Origin of the sequence: Desulfosporosinus sp. OT (assembly GCF_000224515.1) — a bacterium.
In the GTDB taxonomy this organism is placed as follows: Bacteria; Bacillota; Desulfitobacteriia; order Desulfitobacteriales; family Desulfitobacteriaceae; genus Desulfosporosinus.
On the sequence record NZ_AGAF01000265.1, the window covers coordinates 13224 to 30024 of the forward strand.

General features: G+C 38.4%; 15 protein-coding genes and 1 pseudogene. 11 read left to right on the forward strand and 5 right to left on the reverse strand.

All coding sequences use genetic code 11. The features are described from left to right. The first annotated feature begins 140 nt into the window (after nt 1-140). From DOT_RS25775 to DOT_RS25805, 7 genes are all read left to right on the forward strand, one after another. The gene (locus DOT_RS25775) at nt 141-1400 is read left to right on the forward strand and encodes a diaminopimelate decarboxylase (protein ID WP_009624552.1); all 1260 of its coding nucleotides are present in this window, start codon (nt 141-143) and stop codon (nt 1398-1400) included. A 203-nt stretch (nt 1401-1603) separates the two neighbouring features. Further along, on the forward strand, nt 1604-2302 hold the full coding sequence (locus DOT_RS25780; protein WP_009624553.1) for a CDGSH iron-sulfur domain-containing protein: 699 nt from the start codon (nt 1604-1606) through the stop codon (nt 2300-2302). Between the two features lie 257 nt (nt 2303-2559). Beyond that, nucleotides 2560-3204 carry a DUF3786 domain-containing protein gene (locus DOT_RS25785; RefSeq protein ID WP_050809966.1) on the forward strand — a complete coding sequence of 215 codons (645 nt, stop codon included), beginning with the start codon at nt 2560-2562 and terminating at the stop codon, nt 3202-3204. A gap of 95 nt (nt 3205-3299) precedes the next feature. Then, nucleotides 3300-3746 (forward strand): YbaK/EbsC family protein, encoded by a 447-nt coding sequence (locus DOT_RS25790; RefSeq protein WP_009624555.1) that lies wholly within the window; start codon nt 3300-3302, stop codon nt 3744-3746. A 369-nt stretch (nt 3747-4115) separates the two neighbouring features. Next, the gene (locus tag DOT_RS25795) at nt 4116-4817 is read left to right on the forward strand and encodes an aspartate/glutamate racemase family protein (protein WP_009624556.1); all 702 of its coding nucleotides are present in this window, start codon (nt 4116-4118) and stop codon (nt 4815-4817) included. An 8-nt stretch (nt 4818-4825) separates the two neighbouring features. Beyond that, nucleotides 4826-5413: a GNAT family N-acetyltransferase gene (locus DOT_RS25800; protein ID WP_009624557.1), complete on the forward strand. Its 588-nt coding sequence runs from the start codon at nt 4826-4828 to the stop codon at nt 5411-5413. 276 nt (nt 5414-5689) lie between these two features. After that, nucleotides 5690-6304 (forward strand): hypothetical protein, encoded by a 615-nt coding sequence (locus DOT_RS25805; RefSeq protein WP_009624559.1) that lies wholly within the window; start codon nt 5690-5692, stop codon nt 6302-6304. A gap of 274 nt (nt 6305-6578) precedes the next feature. On the opposite strand, the gene DOT_RS25810 is transcribed toward DOT_RS25805, so the two are convergent. Both DOT_RS25810 and DOT_RS29200 read right to left on the reverse strand, forming a co-directional pair. Beyond that, the gene (locus DOT_RS25810; protein WP_040413507.1) at nt 6579-8381 is read right to left on the reverse strand and encodes a multicopper oxidase; all 1803 of its coding nucleotides are present in this window, start codon (nt 8379-8381) and stop codon (nt 6579-6581) included. 150 nt (nt 8382-8531) lie between these two features. Beyond that, nucleotides 8532-9845 (reverse strand): annotated as a pseudogene (locus DOT_RS29200) (FAD-binding oxidoreductase); the annotation flags it as partial. Nucleotides 9846-10233: 388 nt separating this feature from the next. On the opposite strand from DOT_RS29200, the gene DOT_RS25815 reads away from it, so the two are divergent. The 3 genes from DOT_RS25815 (at nt 10234) to DOT_RS25825 (ending at nt 12069) form a co-directional block, all read left to right on the forward strand. Then, nucleotides 10234-10818: a hypothetical protein gene (locus DOT_RS25815; RefSeq protein ID WP_009624561.1), complete on the forward strand. Its 585-nt coding sequence runs from the start codon at nt 10234-10236 to the stop codon at nt 10816-10818. 474 nt (nt 10819-11292) lie between these two features. Further along, complete coding sequence (locus tag DOT_RS25820; protein ID WP_009624562.1) at nt 11293-11805, forward strand: GNAT family N-acetyltransferase; 513 nt, start codon at nt 11293-11295, stop codon at nt 11803-11805. Between the two features lie 9 nt (nt 11806-11814). Then, a complete protein-coding gene (locus DOT_RS25825; protein ID WP_009624563.1) occupies nt 11815-12069 on the forward strand; it encodes a hypothetical protein in 255 nt (84 codons plus the stop codon). Nucleotides 12070-12408: 339 nt separating this feature from the next. On the opposite strand, the gene DOT_RS25830 is transcribed toward DOT_RS25825, so the two are convergent. Together DOT_RS25830 and DOT_RS25835 are read right to left on the reverse strand one after the other, a co-directional pair. After that, nucleotides 12409-13704 carry an ATP-binding protein gene (locus DOT_RS25830; RefSeq protein WP_009624564.1) on the reverse strand — a complete coding sequence of 432 codons (1296 nt, stop codon included), beginning with the start codon at nt 13702-13704 and terminating at the stop codon, nt 12409-12411. Then, nucleotides 13694-14461 (reverse strand): LytTR family DNA-binding domain-containing protein, encoded by a 768-nt coding sequence (locus tag DOT_RS25835; RefSeq protein WP_009624565.1) that lies wholly within the window; start codon nt 14459-14461, stop codon nt 13694-13696. Before DOT_RS25835 ends, DOT_RS25830 begins: the two co-directional genes overlap by 11 nt. 504 nt (nt 14462-14965) lie before the next feature. Here DOT_RS25835 and DOT_RS25840 point away from each other — a divergent pair. Beyond that, nucleotides 14966-15586 (forward strand): response regulator transcription factor, encoded by a 621-nt coding sequence (locus tag DOT_RS25840; protein WP_009624566.1) that lies wholly within the window; start codon nt 14966-14968, stop codon nt 15584-15586. A gap of 290 nt (nt 15587-15876) precedes the next feature. On the opposite strand, the gene DOT_RS25845 is transcribed toward DOT_RS25840, so the two are convergent. Then, on the reverse strand, nt 15877-16801 hold a 925-nt coding region (locus DOT_RS25845; RefSeq protein ID WP_009624567.1), incomplete at its 5' end, for a (Fe-S)-binding protein.

The following is a 16801-nucleotide window of genomic DNA, read 5'->3' on the forward strand; positions in this document are numbered from 1 at the left end:
GATAATATTAGATGTGTAAGTAATTGTCACCTAAAAGTTGGGTGGAGCACTATCGCTTAATATTGTAGCAGTTTGGAGTGCACTCTTTAAACTGCTCTTTTTATTATTAGAAGAGATTCATTGATGTGGGGGGAACAATAGTGGCAGAAAAAATATTACCTTTTACCAAGGAACAGTTGGAGACAATGATCGAGCAATACGGTTCACCGTTTCATATTTACGATGAAAGGGCTATTCGGGAAAATGCCCGTAAATTAATTGAAGCTTTCAGTTGGGCACCTGAGTTCAAAGAGTACTTTGCGGTCAAAGCAACACCTAACCCCTATATCCTTAAAATCTTACGTGAGGAAGGATTCGGAGCAGATTGTAGTTCACTGGCAGAACTTATTTTAGCGGAAAAAGCTCGAATTTTTGACGAGAATATTATGTTTTCTTCCAATAATACGCCTGCTCTCGAATATAAAAAAGCCAAAGAATTAGGTGCAATCATTAATCTCGATGATATAACTCATATCGATTATTTAGAAGAATATATTGGTATGCCAAAAATTATATCGTTTCGCTATAATCCTGGTCGTTTACGCGATGGGGGAAATGCGATCATTGGTAAACCAGCTGACGCTAAATATGGTTTAACAAAGGCTCAAATCTTTGAAGCCTATCAGACTGCCCGAGAAAAAGGAGCAGAGCGCTTTGGTATCCACACGATGATTATATCCAATGAACTTGATTCTAAGTTTTTTATTGAGACTGCTATAATGATGTTTAAACTTATAGGTGAGATATACGAGAAGTTAGGGATTAGAATTGAATTCGTCAATTTGGGCGGGGGTATTGGTATTCCTTATCGACCAGAGCAAGAACCAGTTAGTCTGGAGGCTGTAAGTAGAGGGATAAAGAATGCTTATGACAAATTGATTGTAGATAAGGGGTTGGACCCTTTGAAGATCGCAATGGAGAGTGGACGGATGATCTTGGGTCCCTATGGTTATTTAGTAACCAAGGTATTGCATAAGAAAGAAATCTACAAAAATTATGTAGGTTTAGATGCCTGTATGGCCGACTTAATGCGTCCTGGACTCTATGACGCCTATCACCATTTAACAGTGATGGGGAAAGAAGAGTGGCCGTGTGATTACATTTATGATGTCACAGGGGGGTTGTGTGAGAACAACGACAAGTTTGCAATAGATCGGGCGTTGCCCAGAATAGATATTGATGATATTGCTGTTATCCACGATACTGGAGCACACGGCCATGCTATGGGATTTAACTACAATGGTAAATTACGCTCGGCAGAGTTGCTGCTCAAAATGGACGGTAGTGTTGAAATGATTCGGCGAGCGGAGACGCTTGAAGATCTTTTTGCTACTTTGGATTTTTCCAGGTTAGAGGAATAGTCATTTGAATGTGTAGTATAGATCTTGATTTTCTTGAAAAAACAAAAAAGTTTTGCTTTCTAACTAGTACGAGCAAGGTCCAAAGTGGTCGTTGCACTTTGGACCTTTACAAATCACGGCAAAATATTGCGTTTCATCATAGACTTGCCTCCCTGTATACATTCTTTTTTAGAGACACATGATAATAAGAGGTGATGTAAGTTATGTCGGATAAAAATCAAGAACGCAAAATAAAGATAATAAAGAATGGTCCCTATATTGTTACAGGAAATGTACCTTTATCTGAGAAGATTATTGCACCTAAAGGTAAAGGCTATGAATATAAAGAGGGGCGTTCATTCCCGCAGCCTGAGAACTATGCACTTTGTCGCTGCGGAAAGTCTAAAAATCCGCCTTTTTGTGATGGTTCTCATGATATCTATAAATTTGACGGAACAGAGACTGCATCGCAAGAAAATTATATAGATAGAGCGTCCAGGCAAGAAGGATCAAATCTGGATCTATTGGATGATGATCGTTGCGCATTTGCTAGGTTTTGCCACAGACAAGATGGAAATGTTTGGGAGCTTACAGATGAATCCGCTAATCCTAAATGTAGAGAAGAGGCGATAAAAGCAGCAAGTGATTGTCCTGCAGGCAGACTTGTTGCCGTAGATAAAAATGGAAATTTAATCGAACCGATATTTGAGCCCTCGATTGAAATTCTTCAAGACCCTGAGAAAAAAGTTAGTGCTTCAATTTTTGTTAAAGGAAATATACCAATTGAGTCCTCAGATGGCTTAACATATGAAGTGAGAAATCGAGTCGCTCTTTGTCGATGTGGTAAATCAAGTAACAAGCCTTTTTGCGATGCCACACATATTTCGGTGAGATATGTAGATAACAAGGTAGATAACAAGTGAGTTAAAGCAAATATGAGACGACTTAGAGTTAGTGAAAAATCAATTGAAAAACCGGCGCGTTTTGAGCGTTTTGGTTTTTCAATTGATTTTTTTAATTAAAAGGAGTATTCCCTAATTATGTAGAATGGGGAGAGGAAGCGCTATTATTCTCGGTTTAAAACAGGATTATGCATTATCTTAAACAAAGGGTATGCCCTGCCCTTCGGCTTTGGACAGTTAATAGCTAACTCAAAAGATAAGAAAGGATGTGACAGAAAATGGGCTCCATGGGAATAGACACTGAATCCAATTATGATGTTGTTTATAACAAATTTTGGCAAGATATTAAGAAACGCGCCCCTGAGGAGATAACGGTGGCACGCGCTGTTTCCTATAGCAGGGTCACCCGTCAGTATATTGTGATCTTCTTTGCCGAGGAGTATATCGCAGACTGCGATATGGAGACTATCTACAGGAAAGCAGACAGTCAGGTTCCCGATGTAGTGGCTACGATTATTATCCTCAATTATTTAGCCTATGCGCATCCGCTGCCTGAATCCACCCCAGGCTGGGTGAGCATTAAAGAAATACCGGGTGGAATGATATTTTATTCCGCGTTTCATAAAACGGCTATCTCAGTGCTGATCGAGACGTTTGGACATCAAGCCAGTCGGTTAATGACGGTTGCACGCTCTTTGGGCGCTCAAGCGGGTCCCTTCGACAATACGTCCGTAGTCTTTAGGGCATTTCCTGAAATACCCTTGTGTGTTATAGTTTGGGAAGGGGATGAAGAAGTCCAGGCCAATGCCACCATGCTCTACGATCGTTCCATAGAACTAATGCTCCAAAGCGCGATCAGTATAGATCTTGGCATATACCTTGCGGGTCAGCTGAAGAGGCTCGCTACCATACATCATGATTAATTCAATGAAATCCTCCAAAGTCATAGATAGAGGAGATTCGTGACAAACAACTGATTGTATATTATTGACACTTAGCAGATAAGGGGGGAACGGCTATGGAAAAACTACAAGTGCGCTTCCAAGAAAAAAACGTTCCATTTGAGCTAATCAACCATAAGGTTCCGATCCATACTGCGCAGGAGGGCGCAACGTACTTCGGGATAACCATCGGTCAAACTGCCCCGACGCTAATTCTAAAGACCGACATGGGTTTCTTCGCATTAATTGTGTCCGGTGACCGGGGTCACGTGAATTTAGATGAAGTTGCAAGTCTTTTAGGCTGCAACAAGGTAAAGCTAGCCGGGGCAAGGGAAGTTGAAAAAATAACTGGTTGTTCCGTAGGAAGTATCTCTATGGTGGGACATGATTTACCTTGCGTAGTAGACAAACGGTTATTTCAATACTCTTTTATATATGGAGGCTCGGGAGAAGCAACATGCACCTTGAAAATCAACCCAAGCGCACTTGAAAAAGTAAATAAAGTTGTTGCAATTCTTGATTAGGCTGACTGTTCCATATTGAGAGAAATGACTAAAATGGAGGTTTTCATCATCGGTGTTCGTTACTCATACATCCCTCATGGCTTAAGATAGCTTTTGGGATACAAACCTTAAACTATAGTTCCGTTGATCTCTATGGTCACATCGGTTCTCGTGTAACTAGTTTAGCAATCGCAGGCGGTTTCTTGATTCTCACCGGTGTATATATATCTGAACACGGCTTGAAAGCACGATGGTTAAATAGGTTTGTGGGATTGTTAAAAAGGCACTTGGCAAAAGAAGGCATAGTTTAATTGAATCTGTCGTTTATGGTGATATTTTTTGAACGGTATTGAAATTAGAAAGTGCGAATTAGCTGAAAGGGATACTAAAATGAAAACAGTCGGTTTAATTGGTGGAATGAGTTGGGAATCTACTGCTACCTACTATCTTGAGCTAAACCGTTACATTAACCAGAAATTGGGCGGATACCATAGTGCAAAGTGTATCTTATATAATATTCAATATCAGGATATAAAAGATGTTCATAAAAATGGCGACTGGGATCGTGCTGGCGACATTTTGTCGGAAGCGGCGTTATCACTAAAAGCTGGTGGGGCTGATTTTATAATACTAGCTACAAATACAATGCATATTGTCGCACCAAGAATCAAAACGGCCGTTGACCTTCCTTTTTTACACATCGCAGAGGTTACAACCGATCGGCTTTTGCAGGATAATATAAGAACCGTTGCCTTACTAGGCACACGCTTTACTATGGAAAAGGATTTCTATAAAAACGTGTTAGTGGATCATGGTATTAATGTCCTGATTCCTGAAAAGGATCACATTGAAAAAATCCATGAAATTATTAACAAAGAGCTGATTTTAGGTAAAGTAACAGCGTCATCACGCGAATGTTTCAAGGACATTATCCTTTCACTCCAAAAACGAGGCGCCCAAGGGGTAATTCTAGGGTGCACTGAAATTGGTCTACTGATAAAGCAGGAAGACAGTATTTTGCCTGTATATGACACGGCGCTTTTACATGCGGATGCCGCAGCGGAGTATGCACTAAACGACTCCTTAGCTTGACTCGACACATGGTTGATAAGTACGGAGTCTTTAATCAAGGCAAACCTGCAGAGGAAATTTTGAGTACTATATGTGAAACGATGGAGGAGATGGGCATAGAAATCATTAAAGCTTTGGAAAAAGACATTGAAGGAATCTTGCAATTATACAAAGATTGTTCTCATAACATGATGGATAATTTGATCGATCAATGGGACGATGTCTATCCAAACAAAGAAATATTCTTAGATGATATTAAAAGAGACTCCCTATATATTGCAGTATCTGATAACTCAGAGCAGATAGTGGCTTGCATCGTCTTAAATGAACATCAAGATCCAGAATACAAAGAAGTCAAATGGAAGCATGACAGCAAAAAGGCTGCAGTAATACATAGACTAATGGTCCATCCTAAGCATGAAGGAAAAGGAATTGCGCAAAGTTTGGTAATATTCATTGAAAAATTAGCGAAGGAAAACCAATATGGTGCTATTCGATTAGATGTTTTTGCCAACAATCTGAGAGCAGTAAGTTTTTACAAAAAACTTGGTTATGTAGTGACTGGAAAAGTTATTTTTAGAAAAGGGCAATTCTTTTGTTGTGAAAAGCTGATTTGAGTTATGGGCTTATTTTTGATCTGCGCTTCGTTATAGTTGCTAATTCATCAAGATCCGTGTCCTTGATGACCCCATACAGGCTGGGCCATGGACTCGGTTGGCTTGCCGGATTTTGCAACAGTAATCAGATTCATAGCCTGATTACTGTGTTTTTTACCTATGGGTGTTTAGGTAATTTAATATGAGATAAATAAAGGATTTCTACCTATAGTATGGGACCTATGATATAACCTTTAAATGTGGATTAGAGATAATAACTCGCTTGGAGGTATCATTATGAGTGTATTAAGAGAAGTATTCGGGCCAAGCAAAGAAGAGGTATGGACAAGAGTAAGCGATGAAATTGAAGCGAATTTTGTTAATGGAGGACTTTTTGGAGGAAACAAAATAATTGCTAAAGTCAAAGAATGGGTGATTACTTTGGATACATTTACGGTTTCTGATGGAAAGACTTCTACAACTTTTACCAGACTGAGAGCCCCTTACGTAAATAAAGACGGTTTTAGATTTAAAATTTATCGGAAAGGCCTTTTCAGTAATTTGGGGAAACTTTTTGGTTTGCAGGATATCAAAGTTGGTTTTTTAGAGTTTGACGAGGAGTTTATTATTAAGGGAAATGATCCTGACAAATTAACTAAACTATTTTCAAACTCGAAGATACGTGAATTAATTCAACTTCAACGAGATATTTCTTTAGAGGTTAAGGATGATGAGGGATGGTTTGGAACAGAATTTCCACAAGGAGTCGATGAACTTTATTTTCAAGCTTATGGGATAATAAAAGACGCTAACCGATTAAAAAATCTGTATTACTTATTTGCGGAACTATTAAATCAGTTATGCCTTATCGACTCGGCTTATGAGGACAACCCAAATGTAACTTTAAAATGACATCTCTTAGGGGTAATAACTCCATTTCTGCTTGCTATAGGATTCATACCAGTGTTTATTCTTTCTATAACCATTTTGGTTCTAATGATGTCACTTATGAAAAAGGCCCAAACCTCTCTTCAACATTAACAGATTCTGTAAATATCTCCTTATGAAACTGATAATGCAGATGATATTTTTAAAGAATAGTCCAATAAATAACACCTATCCAATAAGTTGAGATGAGGGTGTTTAACATGACTGTTATTATATTGTATGCAGTGACTAACGTTAACTAACAATCCTCATGTGGATTTCTGACTTTGTAGGGACGCATCATATCATTGTCTTCGTGGTCGAGAATATGGCAGTGCCAAACATAACCCGGCTCCGCGGCAGGATTGAATGGAAATTGGTTAATGCCGGGGATTGAAACCACCTCGTCTTGAGGCGCAAATCGAATCCTGATCGTAGTTACTTGTCCTGGATAAGCTTGTATTGTATCTTTCCAGCCATTTTCATGAGCTGGTGGGTTAATTGGTCCATCCAGCAGGTAAGGTTCCACAGGCAACAATTTAGTTGGATGCTCAAGCGGGGGTGCACCGTTTAAGGCTAACCAATCATTCGTATAGTTATTAACCAAAAACTCCTGACGACTGATCAGCCGGAACTGAATTAAGTGGATATGAATCGGATGAGCCCCTCCAGTTAGGTTTACGATTTGCCAGTCCTCGGTCGTTCCTACTAAAGGGAGTTCGGAGGTAGGCATATGCCATTTCTGACCGTCCAGCAAAAATTCTAATGGTCCCGTGGGGCCTAAAACTAGATAGAGGGTCAAGGTGCGTTTTTTGCTGTCACGTTTGAGCGGGTATAGAACATTCAAGACTTTAGGCAAAGGTGGGGGTACCACTGCGGGTTTGTTAAGCACAGTAAACTGCATAATCTGTCCTGTTGTCTGGGGATCAGGAGGATTCCCATTTGGGAACGGAGCATTGGCAGTATTAGTCATAATTAATTGAGTGCCCGGTGATAGTTGGGAGAAATCTACAAGGAGATCAACCCTTTCGCTAGGAGCAATGAGCAAGGCGCCGAGCTGAACAGGTTTTGGCAGGTAGCCACCATCTGTGCCGATTTGCATAAATGGCATCTGGTTCGAGAACGCCAGATTATAGAAACGATCATTAGATCCGTTCAAAATTCGAAAACGATATTGTCTGGGTTCAACATCTAAATTAGGCCATACCTTGCCATTAACCATGATCGTATTACCTAGAAACCCTGGTATCCAGTAAGGATGAATATTCGGAACTACTCCATTATTGGGATACGCCAAGGAGCCGTCGTCGAAGAAGGACCGGTCTTGGATGACCATCGGAAGCTCATATTTGCCGTGCGGCAGCACGGAATCTTTTCCATCGAGCTGGTTGCGGGGGTCCCGTAACAAATAGAAACCAGCAAGCCCCATCATGACATTCAGGCGGGTCATGCCTAACACATGGTCATGATACCATAGCGTGGTCGGTTCCTGCTCATTAACGTAGTGATAGCGAGATTTAACAAAAGCAGGTCCAGTTATAGCTTCCCCAGCAGTAAACCATGCTTCTGGGTAACCATCAGAAGATGGTTCAGTCTCTCCGCCGTGCAAGTGAGGAACAGTTGGCACAGGGCTTTGGGCTAAAGGAAATCCTGGTGGGAACGCTGGGAAGGGGGGCATAGGCATTCCCATTTTATTGGGGTCAGCCCAGTGGAGAGTGGGATCTACTGCCAACGGATGTGGTTCGGTTAGGTTGTTACTCCACTGCACATTGATTGGAATGTGTCTTTTGGCTTCAAAAGTTGGACCAGGTGTAGACCTGAAATCAGGTATGATCTCATTGGTTTCAGGAATCCTGACTTTGCCGCCATAGCCCCATACGGTTGTTTCAGGAAAACCTATAGGTAGAATTTGTTGGGTGAATTGGCTGACTGTCACCTCATAATCGTGGCTTTTTATTTTGCCGGTCCTTGGGTGTTTAACTACTGTAGGCATATATACAGGTGGGACGGAAAATTCATTCTTAAACTTGGGAATTGTTGTCGGATCAAGCGGATTAGGCATTAAACTCCCAGCTCCTTTTAAATGAATTTGCTCTAGGTTGCTTTCAACCTCTCCTGCTGAATGATCTGCTTTACTGTTCACAGAGATAGGGCACTTTAGTTCAGCAATGAACAATTCCTTACCTTGGTTTTGTAGAGGTTTGATACTTTGCGGAAAGTTGAATACATTACTTGGATCATATTTAGTCTTGATGCTTTGCAAGTCTTTCACATATTGACCATAATAGGCCATTTTGTAATCTTTCAATTTACTATATGGAAAGTTAACATATGAACCTAACGTCAGTTTCTTAATATATAGAAAACCCTCTGCTACCCAAGCCTTATTGATGGGCGCTTCTTCATTCTCCTCCCAGCTTGATGAAATGGCCGTAATATATTTTGCCTGCCTATAGTAAAAAGCAGTGTTTGGCTTAACAACATCACTTACCGCACCACCTAGTGAATAAACTTTCACAAAGGAATTGTAAGCGGTAGGGGCTTTATCTATTATTTTTATGATGTCTCTTAATTCATTTTCAGAAAGTCGATTATACATAAATCTTCCGGTGTCTACAAATTTTTCACTTTCCGGATATGTTTTTCCTATTGTGTTTACAGCATCAATAAAATCAACATATTCGATACACTGAAAGGTAAGACCAGGTATACTAAGCATAGGTATTAATATTTTTCTCGCTTCAACAGGCTTACCATAAAAAAAAGCGAAAAATAAGGCACCTTGCTTGTATATTCTGCCGAATGCACTCATTCTTCTGTCTAGATTTTCCAACCATTCTTGCCATACACTCAAAAATCTGATTCTGGCTGGTTTATTGTTGTTCCACTTCAGTTGAATAAGAGTTATTTTATCTATCTTCTTTTTTAATTTGAAGGTGAAGGAAGTCACAACGCCAAAATTACCTCCCCCTGCTCCTCGCAATGCCCAAAATAAATCTGGATTGCAGCTGTGATTAGCTATTAATATATTACCTTTGGCATCCACCATTTCCGCTTCGATTAAGCTGTCAGTTGTAAGTCCCAAGAAGCGAGTCGATAAACCTATCCCTCCACCTAAAACCAATCCGGAAATAGCCACCGTAGGGCAAGTCCCTCCTGGAAATGCATATCCGTGTTCATAGAGTATTTCATACAATTTTGTAAGCCTAGTTCCTGCTTGTACCTTGACTACGTCATTTGTGATATCTATTTCTATATGATTCATTAGAGTCGTGTCAATTACCAGTTTCCCCGTCCCGGTTGAATAGCCTTCGTAGTTGTGTCCCCCTGAGCGAATACGAAGTCTTACTTGATTTTTTTCTGACCAAAGAATAGCATTAGCTACGTCCTGATTATTATAGCAATACACAATTGCTATCGGATATGCCTCTATGTCTCTGTTATACTCTTGTCTAGCTTGTTTATACTCTGGATCAAAAGGGCCTATAACCTTACCTGTTAATCCTTCTTGCTCCAATATAAGCACCGTCTTTCAGTTTAATCATATAGATTATACATTACTAAGGTTTTCGGTCGTTGATTACCAAAAAAAGGTATTAAAACACAGGACAAACTACCCAATTCTATATTGAGGAAAGTACATTTCAATTATATTAAATAAGAATTTGCAATAGTACAGCTAGAATACGCTGCTGTTTTGCCCACAACGCTTTGGTGCCCAAACCTAGGATAAGTTATGTTTGTTTGCTTGAGATTGCTACTGTTGTTAGCAATGAAATAACACGAGATTTTTTGTTAGCTACCTACGATACAATAACCTCAAAGTGGATCTGGCCCAAGTCTCCGAATTTCATATTGTTCATAAGATATATTGGCTTATGTTTCTTGAAGAGCCGTGAAAGAAAGGAGACTAAATGAACAAGCTAAATATCATCCAAAAGGTCTTGGAAGTAATCCAAGAAACTTTGCCTATTTCAGATGGGACAATAAAAAAAGACTGCGGTCAGGTTGACAGCGAGGTAGTGACTCCAACCAATGATACCGAGGATGAACAAGCAATAAAGGGATTGTCAAAAGATTTTGCGAAAGCTTTAATCGATCGCGATTTTGAGCACTTGGACAGTAGGGCGGAGTATCATCTTTATACAGTGGACTACCTCATAGAACTCATAAAGAACAATGATGAGAATAGTACCATAAAATTGTTTAACGAAAACAAGATTAAATCCAAGTATGAAGATTGTGAATTTCTCTCGATTACGCTTACTGCTGGACAGGAGCAAGCTGAGGTAGTTTATAACGTAAGGAGTTGTGTGGTCAGTGCTGACGACAAATACTTTAAATTGCTAAACAAAAACAATAAGAAGAAAAATACAATCAGCGCCGGAACTCCTTTTAGCACTATTTATACGCTTTCAGTAAAAAAGGAGAGGGGAACTTGGAAGATAGGCAAGTTTAAAGCTTCTGAGGAAAATATAAAAATAGGCACGCATTTCTAGTCCCTTGCCCCAAAAGTCTAATGAATACGTAAAACATTATATCTAGGTATCAGCATCGATCAAACTATTCAAATGTTTCCGTATTTGGTGCCATTACGCTTTGCCGAAAAATAAACAGAGCGCTTAATCGTTTTGAAAAAGATAAGCGCTCTAAAACTGCATGTTTGCGACACCTCGATCTTATGCCTTTGTATAATTTCATACACCGTTTTCATTCATTTGTGGTATAGCACAGGGGGCAAAATGAAGGTAACCGACCCGCCAAATTAACTGTATAGTAAAGATCACCTTGCCCTTAACTATACAGGAGTTAGGGGGCTTTTTATTATTTGCGAGGCAGGTTTCCCCTTATTTTGCAGGAATGTTATGAGATGATTAGGTTGTCTTGAACCTCATGATGAACGACTACAATATACGGACCACAACATCCAAGTTAGTGCAGTGGATAACGAATAAACAGAAAGGAGATTTCGTATGACTCTTAAGACAGTAAATATTAAAGAAATCAATAACGAAGTAAGTCTGTCAGTCAGCTTAAACGTTGTCAAGGATTCATTTATTACAGTTGCAAGAGAGCTTAACTTAACGGAAGAAAATTGTCCTTCAAATCCCGCATTCACAAATTTGGCAAATCTCAAGAAGATGAAGGATAAAGGGATCGGCATGTTTGGTTTATATGAAGAAAGCAAGCAAATTGGATTTGTAGCAATCGAAAAGGCTGATGATATTTTTTACATAGAAAGATTATCAGTGTTACCGGGATATAGACATAAAGGGTATGGTAAACATTTAATGAATTTTGTCTTTGATTATGTAAAAGCCCAAGGAGGACGTAAAGTCTCTATTGGTATTGTTAATGAGAATTTGACTCTGAAAAATTGGTATAAATTATATGGATTCATAGAGACTGGGTTGAAAAAATATGAGCATTTACCGTTTACAGTATGTTTCATGGAAAAGACAGTTGAGATATCAGCTAGTGGGTGACAATCCCTTGTGGACAGTTCTTTCCCTGAAGTCAGCTTCCAGCCAGCGATAGAAGCTAAACCAAAATCTTACTCTTTTCTAGGAATCAATTGGCAGAATGTAAGCCAGTCGGTTGCCGATAGTGCTAAAACGGAGCTAAATAAGAAACTTTCCGGTTGGGAAATTGAGCTGGGCGATTTGTCCCTATTTGCTGTGACAAATCTGCTTGTTCCAGTAAAACCATTGATCCTGAACAAGTATTTTTCCCTGGAGATATGGTCCTAATCGGTAAGGTCACCCGTCAGTGGACACCACCGACCAAAGGATAGTATTTACTGTCTCATAGCGTAAAGTAGTTACATTAAAATCACCATACCCGAACATTCACGTTAAGACAGTACGTGCAACGACAGAGACATCCTATTGCTCTTGAAAAGAGTGAAAAAGAGTTAACAAAATAGCATTTTCGGCCGTGTTGATGATATTGAGAGTGAAGTATGGTTATATGTAAAAAATAATAGAAAAAGATGGTTGCCTTACATATTTTGTAAAGCAACCATCTTCTCGGAATAACTTACGTGACCCAACGCGTTTGTTCATTAAAAGAAACTGATCAAAGATTTTTCAAGAGGCATTAGAAGCAGCGAGATTAAGGTGGAATTGGAACGTAGTAACATTCGCTTCACAAAGAACCTCCATCCTTCCACCATACGGATCAAGGATTTTCTTTACGTTATATAAACCATACCCGTGTTTCTCACCTTCTTCGAAGCATTTAGTGGAAAAGCCTCGTTTGAAAAGCTTCGATAACGTGTGGGGAGATATACTATTCCCCGTATTAGCTACTGAAATAAGAGTTCCGTTTTCATCAGGTTTAAATGACACGATAACCTTTTTTTCTCCGCTAAATTGGGAGGTTGCTTCGATAGCATTGTCTATTAGATTAGAAAGGACGCTGATCAGTTCATATTCGGTTAATTGGTGACTTAAGCCTGAAAATGGAGGTCGGTTAATTACAAATTGTATTTTCTTATATAAAGCTTCTTTATTTTTTAAGTAAAGAAGTGAGCTAACACTGTTTCCACCGAAAGAAGTAAAAGAATCGACAAGAGCCATTTCCTCTAAAAGCTCGTCTAATTGTTCCGAAGTCTTTGAGAAATCAACCTCGGAACTCAACCGCAATCGTATTACATTGAGCTGATTCCTAAAATCATGCTGGTTGCTCTTAATGTCCTGTATAATTGGCTGCACAGCTTCAATCAGTTTTTGATGAGAAAGGATCAGGCCTTGTAAACTGCGGTTGTCCATCAGCTCTTTAACAAGATAAATGCTGCTGATAATAACCATTAAAATAGAAACTGCGTATAATGAAAATGAATTATTTTTATGAGCTAGTTCTTTTAAAAAAGAAAATATCACATAGCAATTTAGAACAACTATTGCATAATTTTTAAGGTTTTTAATTTTTTCTTTAAGTATTTTGTAAAATTTTCTAAGAATTGTAATTCTAATTAAAATTATAATTAAAATTATGACTATATATGTACTGAGAACAAGCATGCTATCATATAGTGTTTTGTGAGGGATAATTATCTTAAGCACCGAATAAGAAATAGTCTCCGTTATAATAAATATTATAAAATGAAGACCAGATAAGATTATAGCCGTACTAAAATCAATTTTTAATGCAAATGCTAAGCAAAGAATTGTTAATAAGTAAGATAATAGTGTGAAAAATGTACTTTGCCAGGCTAATGGGTCGACAAGAAAAATAAGAATATCATACGAGATGATTATTAATGAAATCAACAAAAATCTTAGAAAGATTTTTGTTGATTTATTATTATTAAATGGTTGTATAACAATCAGAAGCGATAGCAACCAAATAATAGAGTTGAAAATAAAAATATCAAAATTCATTGTCTCCTCCGATTAAATCATATTGTCTATTTAAAATTACATTAGTGTATGATTTTCCAACAGGAATGACTTCCGGACGGTTATGTAGACGTAAAAACCAACATGTTCTTTCAAGAAAAATATTTGATATTTTATCTTTATTTACGATGTAAGACCTATGGCATTGGATAAAATTCTCTGTTGGTAGTTGTTTAAGAATTTCTTTAAGAGGAAAACGTGAAATAACATGCTGAAAATCTTTAGTATAGACTGTACTTTGTTTACCAAATATCTCAATGAAGTCAATATCACTAGCTTTAATTCGTAATAAATAATTCCGGCGATTTATCGAAAGATATTTTTTTTCAGAGATTGGGAAGACCTTATACGTTAAGAGGTTTTCAATTAATTCGATAAAACTGTTTGGTTCAATTGGTTTAATAATGTAATCGTAACAATGTGAGCGTGAAAATGACTCTGAAAGAAATGAAGTATGAGCGCTAACAAAAACAATCCAAGTAAACGCATTACCTGGAAGTTTTCTGAAATATTCAGCAAAATCAATGCCATTTTCAATGTGCCCGATAAATCTATTTTTTGAATTTCTTAAATCTACATCAAGTACGAGCAGATCAAAGGATTCGGTTTGGACAAGATTTTTTGCTTCTTGAACGGTTTGGGCATGCCGCACAGTAATGTAGGGTAGACTCTGGCATAACAAATTTATTAAATAACCAGAATAAATAAGATCGTCTTCTAGTAGTAGAATATTTGTCATTTTGAAATCACCAACTTTTTCAGGCCGTTCTATAGGCCATTCAGGACAGATGCATTGTAAACTTTCTCATCTTCCTATATCATTTTACTTATAAGATAATTTTAACATACATAATAATAAGTAACAATATATGAAAAAATAGATACTTAATATTAGTTTATCGAAATGAACAGTTAATAGTAAAAAATGATAAGTAATTTAAATCTTTGAAAAGGGTAGGGAGTTTGCCTTCTAAGTTTCTCGATTATTCCTATAGCTGGAAGTAACTGTTCCGTTAAGAGATCACATACGACGTCTCATTCTGATAATTAAATAAGCTCTCCGACATTTCTTTTTCACCTAAGAGTCTATTAAGGGAATGACGACTTCTTATGTGTTAATGGGATAGCTGGGTTGAATTCGCTCGACTAATTGCAGCGATTACTCAAAGCGACTTGTCCGTCATCGGTATGGTTAATAATAAAAACTCAAAGATCACGAAAAAACTTTTGAGGAGGTAGCATCATGACGTTTGTATCGATTGATGATTATCCTTTAGCAAGACAGGGCCTTATGGCCGTCATGGATTTAGAAGAGGGGTTTGAGTTTGTAGGACAAGCTTCCTGCGTTAATGAGGCGCGTGATGTTATTTCCCGATGTAAGCCGGAAATTATTATTGTTGACTTAAAACTTAAGGATGAGTGCGGTTTTGACGTTATCTCGGAAATAAGACGTTCTAATCAAAATTGCAAGGTAGTTATTTTAACGTCTTCATTAGACCCCAATGACTTTAAGCGCGCTTCTGACATGAACGTCGATGGTTATATTTTTAAAGATGCAATGCCAGAAGAAATAGTTAATGCTGTGCGGTTGGTCAGTAAAGGGAGAAGATATTATGATCCGTCTATCATGGAAATTGTAATGAAAAAGGAAAAAATGGATAATATCGAACAATTGACGTCTAGAGAGCTGGACGTTCTGGTAGAGTTAAGCAAAGGACTTAATAATAAAGCTATTGCCAAGGAACTATTCATTACCGAATATACTGTTAAAAAACATGTTAGCCAAATCCTCGGTAAGCTGGGACTAAAGTGTCGTACCCAGGCAGCAGTTTATGCTAAAACTCGATTGAAAATATCCAAATAAATATCAAAAGAGATATCAAATTCGAAGTTCTTTTTGCTGAAGTCAGAGGAAAAGAGGGTTAAATGAGACTGAACTGTTAGTCAAACTTATAGCACAGGTCAAGTTATTTTCCGGTGTTGCCACAGATTGAATTAGAGATGCGCTTTCAATTAGCACATCGTAGAAAGACCCCTCGAGTCCGTTTGTATCATGGGCTCGAGGGGTCTTTCTAATTGTTGTAACCTTAGCAGTAAATTTAACAAATTACTAATTAAACAAATTCACTACAAACTTTGTTATAGTATATTGAACTATTCTTCCAAAAACTCCATGAATGGTTTATTCATACTCACAAGTGCATTGACCATAAGTTCAACTAAACCACCATACTGGACATTAAATTTGGCCGTAGTCTCGTAGAACTCCAGGATGTCTCGAATAGCTCCCTTACAATTAGAACAAGGTGCACAAACATATTTAGGAAGCGCAATATTTTCCATACTATCCTGAAAGGCACCCAGGATCTGGTTAAACTTCATGCGAGAACTCACCTTATTTCTCCATTCAGAGAAGTTCATAGAATTCGTAATGGCAAACCCACCACCACCACCACAGCAGTAATTGTCTACTCCATGGGGAGTCATTTCCCTGAATTGAGGACAAATTGCCTTTAATACATTCCGTTGAGGTTCTACAATTCCCATGCCTCGAACATAATTACAAGGATCATGAAGCGTCACGGGGAAGTTGTTTTTATTAGGATCTAACTTTAAACGTCTGGTCTTAACCAGATCCCAAAGAAGAGGCAGGCAACTTTCAACTGGAACTTTTTGATCTCCATTCACCATTCGATCTCCTACAACGGCGGCGGCCTTATGGGCATGCCCACATTCTGCGATGACGATTCGATTCACTCCTAATTCTTTGGCCACTTTCATCTGTAGCGTAGCCAGAGTTTTTGCTTGGAAATCATCATACCAGATGCCGTAGTTTACATTGTCATATCCCGCGATTTCACTACTGAGTGTATAATTTAAACCAGCTTCTTCAAAGAGAATGGCAAAAGCAATAGGGTTTTCTGGCCAAGCCATATACTCGCCCGCGTTGTGTATTAGAAGGAAATCGGCACCCTTTTTATCCATCGGAAATTTGATCTTCAAACCATATTTTTCTTCCATATCCTCTTCTAAAAACTCGATTGTATCTAAGAAAGCAGGTTTGCTGACTCCCGTAGAT